The organism is Emticicia sp. GW821-FHT11C11 (assembly GCF_058808615.1).
This window is the reverse complement of sequence record NZ_JBXARV010000001.1, coordinates 1457288-1472071: the sequence shown is the minus strand read 5'-3', so window position 1 is coordinate 1472071 and position 14784 is coordinate 1457288. Positions and strand designations below refer to the sequence as shown.

Annotated in this window: 11 protein-coding genes; 8 read left to right on the top strand and 3 right to left on the bottom strand. The window is 40.9% G+C overall.

Annotation, left to right across the window (positions count from 1 at the left end; translation table 11 throughout):
* Positions 1–8: 8 nt before the first annotated feature.
* Complete coding sequence (locus tag AC1RRY_RS06235; RefSeq protein WP_492817334.1) at positions 9–923, top strand: ROK family protein; 915 nt, start codon at positions 9–11, stop codon at positions 921–923.
* A 389-nt stretch (positions 924–1312) separates the two neighbouring features.
* Here the strand turns inward: AC1RRY_RS06235 and AC1RRY_RS06230 are convergent, their stop codons facing one another.
* The gene (locus AC1RRY_RS06230; RefSeq protein WP_492817336.1) at positions 1313–2539 is read right to left on the bottom strand and encodes a 4-hydroxy-3-methylbut-2-enyl diphosphate reductase; all 1227 of its coding nucleotides are present in this window, start codon (positions 2537–2539) and stop codon (positions 1313–1315) included.
* Between the two features lie 161 nt (positions 2540–2700).
* On the opposite strand from AC1RRY_RS06230, the gene AC1RRY_RS06225 reads away from it, so the two are divergent.
* The 3 genes from AC1RRY_RS06225 (at position 2701) to AC1RRY_RS06215 (ending at position 7598) form a co-directional block, all read left to right on the top strand.
* A complete protein-coding gene (locus AC1RRY_RS06225; protein ID WP_492817338.1) occupies positions 2701–4413 on the top strand; it encodes a capsule assembly Wzi family protein in 1713 nt (570 codons plus the stop codon).
* Between the two features lie 113 nt (positions 4414–4526).
* Positions 4527–6926, top strand: coding sequence for a TonB-dependent receptor (locus AC1RRY_RS06220; RefSeq protein WP_492817340.1), 2400 nt, complete (start codon positions 4527–4529; stop codon positions 6924–6926).
* Between the two features lie 111 nt (positions 6927–7037).
* Complete coding sequence (locus AC1RRY_RS06215; RefSeq protein WP_492817342.1) at positions 7038–7598, top strand: hypothetical protein; 561 nt, start codon at positions 7038–7040, stop codon at positions 7596–7598.
* A gap of 77 nt (positions 7599–7675) precedes the next feature.
* On the opposite strand, the gene AC1RRY_RS06210 is transcribed toward AC1RRY_RS06215, so the two are convergent.
* A complete protein-coding gene (locus tag AC1RRY_RS06210) occupies positions 7676–8683 on the bottom strand; it encodes a LacI family DNA-binding transcriptional regulator (RefSeq protein WP_492817344.1) in 1008 nt (335 codons plus the stop codon).
* 270 nt (positions 8684–8953) lie between these two features.
* Between AC1RRY_RS06210 and AC1RRY_RS06205 the strand changes: the two genes are divergently transcribed.
* The 3 genes from AC1RRY_RS06205 to AC1RRY_RS06195 all read left to right on the top strand — a co-directional run bounded on the left by AC1RRY_RS06205 (position 8954) and on the right by AC1RRY_RS06195 (position 11986).
* Positions 8954–9709, top strand: a complete 756-nt coding sequence (locus AC1RRY_RS06205) for an SDR family oxidoreductase (protein WP_492817345.1) — start codon at positions 8954–8956, stop codon at positions 9707–9709.
* 239 nt (positions 9710–9948) lie between these two features.
* The gene (kduI, locus tag AC1RRY_RS06200; protein WP_492817347.1) at positions 9949–10779 is read left to right on the top strand and encodes a 5-dehydro-4-deoxy-D-glucuronate isomerase; all 831 of its coding nucleotides are present in this window, start codon (positions 9949–9951) and stop codon (positions 10777–10779) included.
* A 46-nt stretch (positions 10780–10825) separates the two neighbouring features.
* Entirely contained in the window at positions 10826–11986 is a 1161-nt protein-coding gene (locus AC1RRY_RS06195) for a glycoside hydrolase family 88 protein (RefSeq protein WP_492817349.1), read from the top strand.
* 249 nt (positions 11987–12235) lie between these two features.
* Here AC1RRY_RS06195 and AC1RRY_RS06190 read toward each other — a convergent pair whose 3' ends face one another.
* Complete coding sequence (locus AC1RRY_RS06190; protein ID WP_492817351.1) at positions 12236–13855, bottom strand: Na+/H+ antiporter; 1620 nt, start codon at positions 13853–13855, stop codon at positions 12236–12238.
* 510 nt (positions 13856–14365) lie between these two features.
* On the opposite strand from AC1RRY_RS06190, the gene AC1RRY_RS06185 reads away from it, so the two are divergent.
* Positions 14366–14770, top strand: coding sequence for a response regulator transcription factor (locus AC1RRY_RS06185; protein ID WP_492817353.1), 405 nt, complete (start codon positions 14366–14368; stop codon positions 14768–14770).
* Positions 14771–14784 lie beyond the last annotated feature (14 nt).

Below are 14784 nucleotides of genomic sequence, written 5' to 3'. Positions count from 1 at the left end.
CACAAAAAATGAAAACACTTTGGGGTATAGACCTGGGCGGTACCAAAATTGAAGGCGTGATAATGAATGCCGATACGAATGAAATTTTATTAAGAAAAAGAATACCTACCGAGGCCAATAAAGGGTATGAGCATATTATTAGTCAGGTAGCACGATTAGTAGACTTACTGAAAGAAGAAACAGGATTAGCGCCTGTAGCCGTAGGTTTCAGTACGCCGGGGGCATTAGACCCTAGTACCCAGACCATGAAAAACTGCAACACCACCTGCATGAATGGCCAGCCCATGAAAAAGGATATTGAAGCAGCCATTGGTGTACCTATTGAAATTGCCAACGATGCCAACTGCTTTGCACTGGCCGAAGCCACTATGGGAATTGTGAAAGATGTAGTACCTGATGCCAAAGTAGTATTTGGTATTATTATGGGTACCGGTGTAGGTGGCGGCGTTGTAATAAACGGACAGGTGCTGAACGGCCGACACGGTATAGGTGGCGAATGGGGACACAATGTACTGGAAGACGACGGCATTGATTGCTATTGCGGTAAAAAAGGCTGTAATGAAACTGTTTTTGCAGGGCCTTCTTTACAACGATACTATGAATATCTAAGTGGCAAAGCGCTTACCATGAAAGAAATATATCAGTTGCATCTGGAAGGCACAGACCCACACGCCACTGCTACGCTTCAACATCTGGTGAAATCGTTCGGAAAAGCCATTTCTTATATTGTGAATGTAATAGACCCCGATGCCATTGTGATTGGCGGTGGTGTAGGCAACATTGACCTGATTTATACCGAAGGGCCTGAAGAACTGAAAAACTGGATATTCAATAGCCGTGTAGTAGAGACTCCGTTCTTAAAGCCTAAGCTGGGCGACAGTGCCGGGGTATTCGGTGCTGCAGAGTTGGTGCGGGGGTACTGATAGTAATCTATCATCATAAAAAAGCCTCTCAGTTGGCTGAGAGGCTTCTTCCTAAACACTTAATTGTGTCCGACGGAAAGTTTTGTTCAGAATCCCGCGATAAATACTTCCGAATTTCTCATAACACCACTTTTTCAATTCACGTATTTCTCGGAGAGACAATAGTTTAAGGGATTTCTTTAACTCTTTTTCAAACAAACTACTTTCAAAACTTACTTTCTCTAGGATCACTTTCACATAGTCTAACATTTTCATAAATCATTGATGGTTAGAATGGTTATTAGCGACTAGTAGGTGTAAATATACTGAATATTTTTTTAATGACTTAATTGGAAAGTTTAATTTTTTATTAAAAAAACATCAATGCTTTTTACGTAATCTTTCTACTTCTAATTCTCTAACGCCTCTACTGCTTCACTTATTTCTTTTGTAATATTAAAAAAAGATGAAATCTTCAGCATCACCGATTCCATCACGGCATCGGGGCAGGAAGCGCCACAGGTAAGCAGAATAGTTGTCTTTTCCTGCTCCTGAATAAACGGGCCAGTTACTTCTTTCTTTGCATGCAGGTCATAATGAGTGATAAGGTTTTTATCAAGAATTTTATCGTGCGACTGAATAAAGAAGGTAGGTAGTTTCTCTTCACAAAGCTCTACGAGATGCGAAGTATTAGAGCTGTTATACCCACCCACTACTACGGCAAAGTCGGCTTCGTATTTCAGGAGTGCGTAGGTTGCTTCCTGATTATCATTGGTGGCATAACAAAGTGTGTCTCTGGTATTAGCAAAATGTTTTTCCACTTCAGGCCCCTGTAATTGATAATGAGTAATCATTACCTGTTTCAGATAATCAGCAATGGCCTGTGTATCAGAAGCCAGCATAGTGGTCTGGTTTACCACGCCTATACGTGCCAGATCTTTTGCAGGATCAAAGCCCTGAGAATACTGACCGGCAAAATCCAGATAAAACTGCTCTTTTGGTAAAGACTGTGTGATATATGCTGCCAGTTTCTGAGCTTCTGCCATATCATTCACTACTATGGTTGGCGCATTTTCTTTACTATGTGAAAACGTTGCACGGGTTTCTTCATGCTTAGGTTTTCCGTGTACTACAATGCTGTAGCCCCTCTCTCCTATCTGTTGTGCCCGGTTCCATACTTTTTCTACAAACGGGCAGGTAGTGTCATACTTATATGGGTCAATCTGCAAAGATTCCAGTTGTTTCTGAATCTCAAGCGTAGTACCAAAAGCCGGTACAATTACCGCATCATCAGGTCTCAATTCGCTCCAGTCAATGAGCTGATTCCCTTTGGTATCCATCAGAAACTGCACCCCCTGCGACTGCAGGTCAGCGTTTACATCAGGGTTATGAATCATCTCGCTCAATAAAAAAATGCGTTTCTCCGGATTCTCATTTACCGTTTTATAGGCAATCTCTACTGCGTTTTCTACACCATAACAAAAACCAAAGTGACGGGCAATCAGAAACTTAACCGGGCCAAAATCTAATTCAGTCGGGGTAAAATCTTTCTTCAGACGATCTCTCAACCGGCGTATCTCCTTAATCCTTCCAATAATATTACTTTTATAAATTTCCGGTATAACGAATGATTTCATAACAGATAAGCGCGATAAAACAATTAATTCAAGCAATGGTGCTCGGCACAAATGGCATTTTTCTCAATAATTTTGCAAAATTATAACATCTGTAATACAAACTAAGGAATTATCTGTATTTTCGCAACCAAAAGCCCTTACAATTGCAAAAACATATTTTAATGCGTTTGAGTTTTATTTTTTTTCTGGGTGTTATCTGGTTCAACTCTTCGGCGCAAAGTTCGTATACTCCGTTGAATAGCGACTACCAGCATCTGATAGAACGGTATGAAATAAAAAGTAATAAACTCTCAAACAAATTCTTCAGCAATGTAAGGCCTGTTTTGCGCAGAGACTTAGTTGGATTAACTACTGCAATTGAGAAGGATTCATCCATAAAGCTTTCGTCAGCCGACCTTTTCAATCTCAGTTATTTACAAAACGACAGTTGGGAGTGGTTGGAAGAAAGTTACCCCGAAGGAATCCCTGACGCGAAGACAGAACAAACCAACTCGAAAAGACCTATCCTCAAACATCTTTTCAAGAAAAAATCTGATTTTTATTCTTATCACGATCAGGATTTCGATATCCATATAAATCCTATTCTGCAGTTGGCTTATGGGAGCGACAACCTTTCTGCCAATCCGGTTTATACTAATACCCGGGGAATAGAGATCAGAGGTAATTTCAGTAAACGGTTAGGATTTTATACCATGCTCACCGAAAACCAGATTGCGTATCCGGCATATGTAAAAAACTATATCAAGCACTATGATGGTTTCCCGTATGAAGGATTCACCAAAATTATTAATGACGATTCAACCAAGCTGACAACTGATTTCTTCTCTGCCAGAGGCTATATCACGTTTAGGGTATTAAAAAACATTACTTTTCAGTTCGGGCATGATAAAAATTTTATAGGATCAGGCATACGCTCCCTTATTCTGTCTGATTTCTCGGCTCCATACTTACATCTGAAAACCACAACACAGGTAGGCAGGTTTCAATACATTAACATTTTTGCACAGACAGTCAATAAGCAGACTACTATAGCCGCCAATGGTACGGAGCGTCGCCCGCCTAAGTTTTTCACTTTCCATCATTTAAGTCTGAACATCGGCAGAAACCTTAATGTAGGCGTATTTGAGACTGTTGCTTACGGGCAAAGAAAAGTAGGTTTTGATATCAACTACATCAATCCTATTATTTTCTATCGCTATGTTGAGGGCCAACTGGGTAGTGTCGACAATTCAATAGTCGGAGCCGATTTCAAGTTTAATTTCTTACGCCGGTTTTCTCTTTACGGACAATTGGTGTTGGATGAATTTAATTTCAAGCATTTCAAGAAAAAAGGCTGGTGGGCAACTAAATATGCCACCCAGATAGGCATGCGCTATATTGATGCACTGGGTATCAGAAATTTAGACCTCCAGGCCGAATATAATCTGGCACGGCCTTATACCTATAGCCATAATTCGACGTACAGTAATTATGCAAATTATAACATACCAATGGCTCACCCATTAGGTTCTAATTTCCGTGAGTTTCTGGTTAATGCCCGATACCAGCCGGTACCAAGGTTGACATTCAATTATAGTCTGATGATTGCACAGCATGGCGAAGATTATAACCTTATTAACTATGGAGGCAATATTCTGCGTAATTATAATCTGCTTCGCCCTTACGAATATAATAATTTCATTGGCCAGGGAAATAAAGCCAGCATCCAACACATGGATTTTGGCGCATCCTATATGCTGTTCCATAATTTCTCTATTGATGCCGGTTTTCAAAGCAGAAATATCAGCTATTCTAAAACACCCGTAAATTTAAAGAGCAATATCTTTTCGGTGGGTGTCAGGTGGAATACTGGCAAAAGACAGCTATTATTTTAACGGTTTCATCTACTTTTAATACTATTCTCACTGGAATTCCATCTTTCTTTATAATTTTGCAACACAATTGCATTTACATATAGATATGACCTGACCGGTTGTATATAATTCTGATGAAGAAAGGCACCTTTATACTCTTGTATTTTATATCCTTTATTTCTTTCTCTCAAACGAAAGATGAGTCACCGACTGCTGGTAATGCCCATTGTGATTGCTTTATACAGGGAGTTGTAAGAGATAACTCCAGCAAAGAACCAATTGTTGGAGCCGTGGTGCTGGTAAAAGAACAGAACAAGGGTACTACTACCGACGTCAACGGCCGATACCGAATCGCCAATCTGTGTCAGGGAACTTATACGGTCATTGGCCGTATTGTCGGTTATCAGGAAAAAACCTATACCATTAAACTGGAACACGGAGCCGAACAGGAAATTAAACTTTCTGAAAGTGAACTGCATCTGGCCAATGTGGATATCAAGGCCGAGAAAATAGATAATCTTACCCAAACCAGAAATGTGCTGGAAAATTCGGCACTAGACCAGACCCGCGGACAATCACTGGGAGAAGCACTGAAACAAATATCGGGGGTAACTACCCTGCAAACCGGTAGTTCGATTGCCAAGCCCGTTATTCACGGCATGCACTCAAACAGGGTTTTGATCATGAACAACGGTGTAAGACAGGAAGGCCAGCAATGGGGTAGCGAACATGCCCCTGAAATTGACCCGTTCGTGGCCAAAAAAATTACAGTTCTGAAAGGCGCAGCAGGTGTAAGATACGGCTCTGATGCCATTGCAGGTGTAATTATGGTTGAGCCTGAGTCTTTGCCAGACTCAACAAAAATCGGTGGTGAAGTGAACACAGTCTATTTCACAAACGGCAACCAGATAGTAACTTCGGGCATATTGGAAGGCGGCCTTCGACCGAAAAAATCTGCTGTTCCAAAGTCATTTGGCTACAGGGTTCAGGGGACATTCAAAAGGGGTGGTGATATTTCAACACCTGACTACAGACTGGCAAACACCGGTGTTTCGGAAATCAATTTTTCAGTAGATGCCAATTACAAAAGAAGAAACTGGCAGTCTGAAGTTTTTTTCAGCCAGTTCAATACAAAAATTGGTGTATTTGCAGGCTCGCATATCGGCAACGTAACAGACCTGGTTCAGGCTATTGAACGCGGCAAACCGCTAAGTATCTATACACCTGACAACTTCACGTATACCATAGGCAGGCCGTATCAGGATGTGCAGCATAACCTGCTCAAGCTTAAGTCTGTTTCACAATTGCAGGGAGGAAAATTATCGCTCACACTGGGTCGGCAATACAATTACCGAAAAGAGGTTGATATACTGCGGGGAGATAAAAATCTTGTACAGCTTTTCCAACTGACCACCTACACAGGTGAGTTGCTGTTTGAGCACAAACCGATTGCCAGATTGTTTACCGGTGCTATCGGAGTCAATGCTAATTTTCAGCAGAACCTTACCACAGGAACACTTCGCGAACCTCGCTCGTCTACCGTTTTGATACCCAATTTTCAGAATTATACAGGTGGTATATTCCTGATTGAACGTGTGGTACGAAATCGCTGGGAAATTGAAGGTGGTATGCGATACGATTTCCGGAATCTGGATGTGTACAGAATTCCAAGAGGACAGCAGGATATAGTTCAGAACAATCAGCAGAACAAGAATTTCACAGGTACTTTCGGTGTCAATTTCAGACCCGGTTCGCAGTGGAATTTCCTGTTTAATCTGACTTCTGCCTGGCGTGCTCCGACTGTCAATGAATTATATAGTGATGGCGTTCATCATGGTGCAGCCAGTTACGAAAAAGGCGACGAAAACCTGAGTCCTGAAGTAGCCACTAACTTGTCGTTCACCACTAATTACATAACCAAGGTGTTCCAGTTGGAATTGCATATCTATCATAATTACATACGCGATTTCATATTTCTGTCGCCGACCGGGCGCCCCACCTTAACTATCAGGGGAGCCTTTCCGGAGTTTCGTTATGCCCAGACCAACGCACGTTTTAATGGTATTGATTTGAGTGGTAATTTCCAGTTGCATAAACGTATTTCGCTTAATTCGAAAGTTTCTTATTTGCAAGCGCAGGATATTACGCATGATCAGCCACTGATTATGATTCCGCCAAACCGGTGGGAAAACACTTTGCACTACGACTGGAAGAAAAGTGGCATTTCATTAACCAATCTCTATGTTGCCAAACAAAACCGGGTACCTTCGAAAGTGATTTTCAGCGATATCCCATCAGAAGAAATAGTGTTTAATCAATACGGTGGTGACTTCGCTCCTCCTCCACCGGCTTACATGCTTTGGTCTGCCGCCTTTAGTCAGCAATTCAGTTTTAAAGGGCATCGTGCGCTTTCAGCATCGCTCACGGTCAATAACCTTTTGAATACGGCCTACCGCGATTACCTGAACCGATTCAGGTATTTTTCAGATGATATAGGCAGAAACTTTGTTTTACGGTTAAAATACGCTTTCTAATGACATTTCCCGGTAATATTTTATTTTTGCAATAGTGTTGCATATTAAATATTGACCTTATATATTTGCACTGTTGTTGCAAATATATACTCATTACTAAATCTGAAAACCATGCAGAAAACTCGTATTGTTCTTTTCAAATGTTTCACTTTAGCTATACTGTTTTCGGTTGTAGCTTGTAAAGACACTTCAGTAGATGTTGAAGAAGAAAACGAAATCATTACAACGGTAAAGTTGAATTTCGCCTCGGGCGGTACTACCAAGACATTTATATTCAATGACCCGGATGGTGATGGTGGAAATGCACCTGTTAAATTCGACAATATTACTTTGGCTCCTAACACATCCTACACACTGACTGTTGAGTTACTGGATGAGTCAAAAACACCTGCTGAAAATATTACAGAGGAAGTAAAAAAAGAAAGTGATGAGCATTTGTTTGTTTACACACCGGCACCTTCAAACCTGTTGATTTATACCTATGGCGATAAAGACGCACGCAATTTCCCAATCGGATTAACGGGAACCGTGCAAACCGGAGCGGCAGGAACGGGTAAGCTGAAAGTACAATTGAGACACCAACCGCCTGTAAATGGTAAGGAAGTAAAAGACGGAACCCCAACACCGGGTAGTGATGACGTAAATCTCGATTTCAACCTGAGTATTCTGTAAGCTTGCATTTCACTCAAAGTTTAGTTTATATATTTAGTTTAGGTTATAAATCCGCCTGTTAATGACCGGCGGATTTTTCATTTGGAAGACAAACGAAGGTTCAGCTCAGTAGGAATTTTAACCGTTTTCACGGCTGTGTCAGGCTGTTTCTTTTCAATGGTATCAAGCAATATTTGGGCTGCGGTTTTACCTATCTCAAAAGCAGGCTGAACAATGGTACTGAGCGGAGGGTCAAGCAGATGAGCAACCCCTAAATTGGTGAAGCCTATAAAGGCCACATCTTCAGGAATACGGATGCCCTTTGCCTTAACAGCTGCAAAACTATCCAGCGCCAGACGGTCACTAGCTGTAAAAATGGCATCCGGTTTTTGTGAATCCAGTATCTCAAAAATTACCTGTCGCGCTTCTTCCGGTGCAAATCCGCAATACCGGACAAGGTTTTCGTCGAACGGTATGTTGTATTTCTCAAGTGCCGCCTTGTAGCCGTCAAGCCTTTCGTGGGTAGTATAAAGCAAAGAAGGGCTGGTTATATGGGCAATTCTTTTTCTACCATTCAGAATCAAATGCTCTGTAGCCTGAAATGCCCCCAGAAAATTATCTGCTATCACCTTATTGGTTTCAATATCATTAGAAATCCGGTCGAAAACCACCAATGGCACTCCTCTTTTTTGTATTTCCTGCAAATGCTCGGTATCAGTCGTTTGTCCTGATAAAGAAATCAGTACTCCATCTACCTTACGCCCTACCAGATGCTGAATATTGCTTCGCTCGCGGTCATAAGACTCATGGCTCTGGAAAATCACCACATGATACCCGCGCTCATAAGCCTCAGCTTCTATGCCGTTAATAGCCTGCGAAAAAAAATGATTGGCTATTTCAGGTACAATTACACCAATGGCCCTGCTCTTGTTTTCCTTTAAACTAAGGGCTATCGGGTTAGGGTGATAATTCATTTTTTCAGCATAGCCCAATACAAGCTTTTTGGTTTCAGGGTTAATCTCATAACTACCTCTCAGCGCTCGTGACACCGTAGAAGTAGACAGATTAAGCGCCTTGGCAATATCTTTGATGGTGATGGCTTCCAAATTAATCGAAAAAATACAATTTCTTAAAATAAGTATGTCCGTCCCAGCAATTAAGCAAGCTCCGGATTGACAACCAAAGATATTAAAATTATCTAAAAGCAGCGTGGCAAAATGCCTTTTTGGTAACGTTCCCGATAACGATTGCATAAATAAAGTCAGGGATATATTTGTTTCTCCCTCTATTCCGTTTGCATCTTCGCATATAGTTTTACTTACAATAACCACACAGTTCTGTGGTTATATCTTAGAATAATTCTATCAAGACAAAATATGTTTAATCTTTCAGGCAAAGTTGCACTGGTAACAGGCTGTAACAAAGGCATAGGTAAAGCAATAGCCATTGGGCTTGCAGAAGCGGGAGCCGACGTCATAGGGGTATCGGCTAGTATAGCTTTAGAAGGCAGCGAAGTAGAAATAGCAGTAAAAGCTTTGGGTGGCCATTTTAAGGCGTATCAGGCAGATTTTGGAGATCGCCACAGCCTTTATCAGTTCATTGGTCAGGTAAAGGCGGACTTTGCTGTGATTGATATTCTGGTGAATAATGCCGGCACCATTATGCGGAAACCCGCAGCTGAACACCCTGATGAATACTGGGACAAAGTGATGACAATCAATCTCGATTCACAGTTCATTCTGGCACGCGAAATAGGAGCTCGCATGGTGGAACAAAAATCGGGTAAAATTATATTCACCGCTTCATTACTTACCTTTCAGGGGGGCATTAATGTACCCGGTTATGCAGCCAGCAAAGGCGCCATTGGCAGCCTTGTAAAAGCATTGGCCAACGAATGGGCTTCCAAGGGCGTGAATGTAAACGCCATAGCTCCCGGCTATATTGCTACTGACAATACCGAGGCGCTCAGAAATGACCCTGAAAGAAGCACTTCTATACTGGCACGTATTCCGGCAGGCCGCTGGGGTGAAACAGAGGATTTTAAAGGTCCGGCCGTTTTTCTTGCTTCGGCAGCATCAGATTATGTGCACGGCACCATTCTGACCGTAGACGGAGGCTGGATGGGGAGGTGAGATATTGAGTGATTTTTTATCTGAACTTTGATTTAACTGATTGATGGATTTCGGTGATTATTACAAAAGTGTCTATTAAATAAATATCCGATAATTCAGTTCATAATCTTATAATGGTATTCATTAAAATGAAATTCTCATTAAAATCATAAAATCAGGTAAATCAAAGTTCAGACAACAATCACTCATTCACTCACTCAATCACTAAATAAAAATCCTGACATTAAATTTAAAAATATATGCAATCAAGATACGAAAGCAGTCCGCGTGAAACAGCCGGAATGAATACAAAAGAGCTTAGAGATAATTTTCTGGTAGATACTCTTTTTACGGCTAATCAGACACATCTGGTATATTCTCATTACGACCGTATGATTCTGGGCGGGATAATGCCAGAGAGCGAACCCGTCATTTTAGAAAATTACGGCGACCTGAAAGCAGATTTTTTTCTGGAAAGAAGAGAGATAGGCATTATTAATGTGGCAGGCGACGGTAAAATTACCGTAGATGGCGAAAGTTTCCTGATTAATAAGCTGGACTGCCTGTATATTGGCAAAGGCGCGCAGAATGTGGCTTTTGAAAGCGTTGACAATACTAATCCGGCTAAATATTTTGTTCTGTCGGCGCCTGCACATGCTACCTACCCTACCCGCCTCATGACCAAAGAAGAGGCTTCTCCGGCAAGCATGGGTGCCGTTGAAACCGCCAATCAACGCGTTATTTACAAATACATTCACCTTGACGGCATCAGAAGCTGCCAGTTGGTTATGGGTCTCACAGTTCTGCAGACAGGCAGTGTCTGGAACACTATGCCCTCGCACACCCACGACCGCCGCATGGAAGTATACTGTTATTTCGATGTACCTGAAAATCATGGAGTGCTTCACCTGATGGGTCAACCACAGGAAACACGCCATCTTTGGGTGAGCAACCATCAGGCCATTATCTCGCCTCCGTGGTCGGTTCATTCGGGTTGTGGTACCTCCAACTATTCGTTCATATGGGGTATGGCCGGCGAAAACCAGTCTTTTTCAGACATGGATTTCATTACCATTCCAGAACTGCGTTAACCTTCTGCTACACACAATAATTGTTTATTTCAACCTTATTTTTAAAATGAAACTCACCACAAAACTTACCGTTGTATTGCTGACCATGTCGACCTTTGTTTTCGGACAAAAGAAGATTGATGTAGCCAAAGCAGCACAGCAATATGAAGGAATGCTTAAAAGCCACCCCGATATTACCAAAACCCCTCAATCAACTAACTCCGACGGTTCACCCAGAGACATGCCAACCAGCTGGTGGTGCAGTGGTTTTTTTGGGGGTTCGTTATGGTACATCTTTGAGCAAACACAAGATACTAAATGGAAAGATGCGGCCCACAAATGGACAATGGCCCTAGAAAAAGAAAAGTTTAACACTGGTACACATGATTTAGGCTTTATGTTGTATTGTCCTTTCGGTAACGGATACAGACTGACCAAAAACGAGCAGTACAAAGAAATCATGCTTACAGGGGCTAAGTCGTTAGCGACACGTTTTGATCCGAAAGTAGGTTTGATTAAATCATGGAATAACTGGAAAGGTTACAAATACCCGGTAATTGTAGATAACATGATGAACCTGGAATTCTTATTCTGGGCAGCACGTGAATCCGGCAACAAAGAGTTTTACAATATCAGCGTAACACATGCCGATAATACAATCAAAAATCATTTCCGCCCCGATGGAAGCAGCTACCACGTAATAGCTTATGGTGAAAACGGAGAAGTGCAGAAAAAAGGTACGCATCAAGGCTATGCTGATGAGTCGGCATGGGCACGTGGGCAAGCATGGGCTTTATATGGCTACATAGACATGTACAGAGAAACCAAAGACAAAAAATATCTGGCACAAGCAGAGAAAATCGCAGATTTCTATCTGGATCATCCGAATCTTCCGGCAGATAAAATCCCTTACTGGGATTTCAACGCACCGAATATTCCAAATGAAGAGCGTGATGCCTCTGCGGGAGCCATCACCGCATCAGCTTTATTAGAATTAAGCACTTATGTAAGCAAAGCTAAAAGTAAGGTATACTTCAATGCAGCCGAAACCATGTTGGTTAGTCTGGCAAGCCCTGCCTACAAAGCAAACTTAGGCGAAAACAACCATTTCATACTGAAACATTCGGTAGGTGCTAAACCTTTAAAATCAGAAATTGATGTACCGTTGGTCTATGCTGATTATTATTTTCTGGAAGGATTGTTACGGTATAAAAAACTGAAAAAGTAATTTTCAGCTTATAGAACTATTATAAGCAAAGAAGCCCCTTATTTAGGGGCTTCTTGCCTTAATGTCTCGTCCTGAAAACAGTTAACAAACCAGTCAATTATATGGAAACTGGGCTAATTGGTATCAATATAGGGTACAGATTTATCCTGACTGCGTGTTTATATTCCATCAATGAAAATACAGGCATCGGCTAATCCTTACGGATTTCAAACAGAAGCTTATGACTTTAAAATAATGCAGCTATTAGTTTTAATCGTGATGAGATTCCTGCAGCATTTTTTCTCTGACTTTATATTCTTCTATATCAATCAGTGAATGGTATTTTCTGATTAGCTCCTCATCAAATTCTGCCTTCTGATTAATTCTGTTAAGGAGTTCCCGTTGATGTTCCAGTAATTGCAGATACACATATTGATAGTTTTTAACCACATTCTCCTGAACCACATCTGTTTCATCAAGGGTCTGATTAAACAATTTCAGCTCTATTCTTAATTTCTCCAGCAAGTCGTTCAGTTGTCTGTTTTGGGCGCCATCCTCTTCATACTTTTTTTCTAGATGCTCAATTGAGTATTGAAGAATTTTCTTTTGTATCAGTATCTCCTGCTCATGTTCGGGTATAGTGGCAAACTTATCGGTTATATTCAGTTTTCTGATAAGCCAGGGCAGTGTAAGTCCCTGAAAAACCAATGTTACCAGAATAACAATAAAGGTAATAAACAGAATCAGGTTACGGTATGGGAACGGCTGTCCTTCGTTGGTCAATAAAGGTATAGACAAAGCAGCAGCCAAAGATACCACCCCTCGCATACCTGCCCAGCCATAAATCAACGGCAACCTCCAGCCCGGATTAGGATCGGCCACTGTAATAAATCTACTTACCCATCTTGTAAAGACAGAGGCACCCAAGGCACAAAATACTCTGATGATAATCAAGACTAATGAAATCGCCAAACCATAGCCTATAGCCTCACTTAGCTTAATAGCTCCTAACTGGTTAACAATTGAAGGCAACTGTAAGCCTATCAGTAAAAAAACCAAACCATTGAGCACAAAAACCAGACTGCTCCAGACATTTACACCCTGAATCCGGCTGGCATAAGTTAATATCCGGTGACGCCTGCTCGATAAGAAAAGTCCTCCTGTTACTACCGCCAGTACTCCTGAAAAATGAAAATACTCTGCAAAATAATACATGCAGTAAGGAGTAATCAGCGTCAGCACAATTTCAATACTCGGCGTAGTTGGCAACCAACGATGTATACCATAGAAAACCAATCCAATCAAAAGGCCAATGACTACACCCATAATCACTACAAGAAAAAAGTTCACGATTGCCGCATGAAAAAAGAACTGCCCGGTTAATACGGCTATCAAAGCAAACCTGAAAACAATCAGTGAAGAAGCGTCATTCAGTAAACTCTCGCCCTCACCAAGACTCAGGAGGGTTCTGGGCACTTTCAGGCGTCGCATAATGGTAGTAGCCGAAATAGCATCAGGTGGAGAAATAATCCCACCTAAGAGGAATCCCAGCGCCAACGTGAATCCCGGAATAATGGCTACTGAAAACAAAGCAATAATGCAGGAATTAATAACAACCACCGGAAAAGCAAAACTCATGATTACTCTACGCCACTTCCAGAACTCTTTCCACGATACATTCCAGGCTGATTCATACAAGAGCGGAGGCAGGAAAATCAGGAAAATTAAATCAGGGTGTATCTCAAGATTGGAGAACAGCGACACAAAACTAAGCGCCAGCCCTCCTAACACCAGCACGATAGGATACGCAAGATGAAGTTTATTGGCTACCATAACCAGCGCCAGTATTATCAGAATCAGATACAGATACTCAATAAATAAATCATGCATAAACTAAAATGAGGAATGATGAACATTAGCAAATTTATTCTTTTTCTTATGAATCCATCTAACGGATAAATGTCAGATTTAATAACCTCACTATAAATCCTATACCTGTAAACCTTACGATCCGGCTACATTTAAAACTCTGGAATAGGCAATCAATTGAACTGCAAAACAAATATGGGGAGTTTCGATGAAATTTAAAAAATGACAACATAGCGCATTTTTAAAAAAAACTTTTTTGAAATTTGAATTAGGTTTAATTACTTTACTAAGCGGTAACAGAGTTTTATATTCTGAAAAGCTCTTTTGAAAAGAAAAATGAGCTTAGCATGAAGATAAAATGTTTACTATCAGTACAAACTGGCGTTGATAACTCAGCACATAAATTCTAAAAATATGCCATTCACTTTGGCAGAGTAATTGCTTTAATATTTGCATAACAATGATGGCATTATATTTAAGGCAATATTTTATAATTCCTTATTTAACGATTTTTCAATAACCGTAATAATGATGAGCAAAAAATTAAAACTTCTGATCATTGATGATGAGGCTAGTATCAGAAAAGTTTTAGAGCATTTTCTTAATAAAGAATTTGAAGTTACTGTTAAAAACGATGGAATGGAGGGAATGAATTGGCTGGAAGCCGGCAATGATACAGACTTTATTATTGCAGATCTGAACATGCCCAATCTTAATGGTAAAGAATTTGTTAAAGTAATAAGAGCCAGCAATCTGTATGCTGACTTGCCGATTATTATCCTGTCAGGAACCGATGAAAGTAAGGAAAGAATTGAGTGTCTGAATCTGGGTGCCGACGATTTCATGTTGAAGCCTTTTAATCCGATGGAAGTACACGCCAAAGTCAAAGCTATTTTGCGCCGGGTAAAACCTACGTTTTCACCCGATTCCCTTTAAAAATCATCTTGTAA

Bases quoted from the DNA above. Each gene is read 5' to 3' on its own strand.
- AC1RRY_RS06230 (WP_492817336.1), bottom strand. From the start codon at position 2,539: ATGAAATCATTCGTTATACCGGAAATTTATAAAAGTAATATTATTGGA.
- AC1RRY_RS06205 (WP_492817345.1), top strand. From the start codon at position 8,954: ATGTTTAATCTTTCAGGCAAAGTTGCACTGGTAACAGGCTGTAACAAA.
- AC1RRY_RS06185 (WP_492817353.1), top strand. From the start codon at position 14,366: ATGAGCAAAAAATTAAAACTTCTGATCATTGATGATGAGGCTAGTATC.
- AC1RRY_RS06235 (WP_492817334.1), top strand. From the start codon at position 9: ATGAAAACACTTTGGGGTATAGACCTGGGCGGTACCAAAATTGAAGGC.
- AC1RRY_RS06220 (WP_492817340.1), top strand. From the start codon at position 4,527: ATGAAGAAAGGCACCTTTATACTCTTGTATTTTATATCCTTTATTTCT.
- kduI (WP_492817347.1), top strand. From the start codon at position 9,949: ATGCAATCAAGATACGAAAGCAGTCCGCGTGAAACAGCCGGAATGAAT.
- AC1RRY_RS06225 (WP_492817338.1), top strand. From the start codon at position 2,701: ATGCGTTTGAGTTTTATTTTTTTTCTGGGTGTTATCTGGTTCAACTCT.
- AC1RRY_RS06190 (WP_492817351.1), bottom strand. From the start codon at position 13,855: ATGCATGATTTATTTATTGAGTATCTGTATCTGATTCTGATAATACTG.
- AC1RRY_RS06215 (WP_492817342.1), top strand. From the start codon at position 7,038: ATGCAGAAAACTCGTATTGTTCTTTTCAAATGTTTCACTTTAGCTATA.
- AC1RRY_RS06195 (WP_492817349.1), top strand. From the start codon at position 10,826: ATGAAACTCACCACAAAACTTACCGTTGTATTGCTGACCATGTCGACC.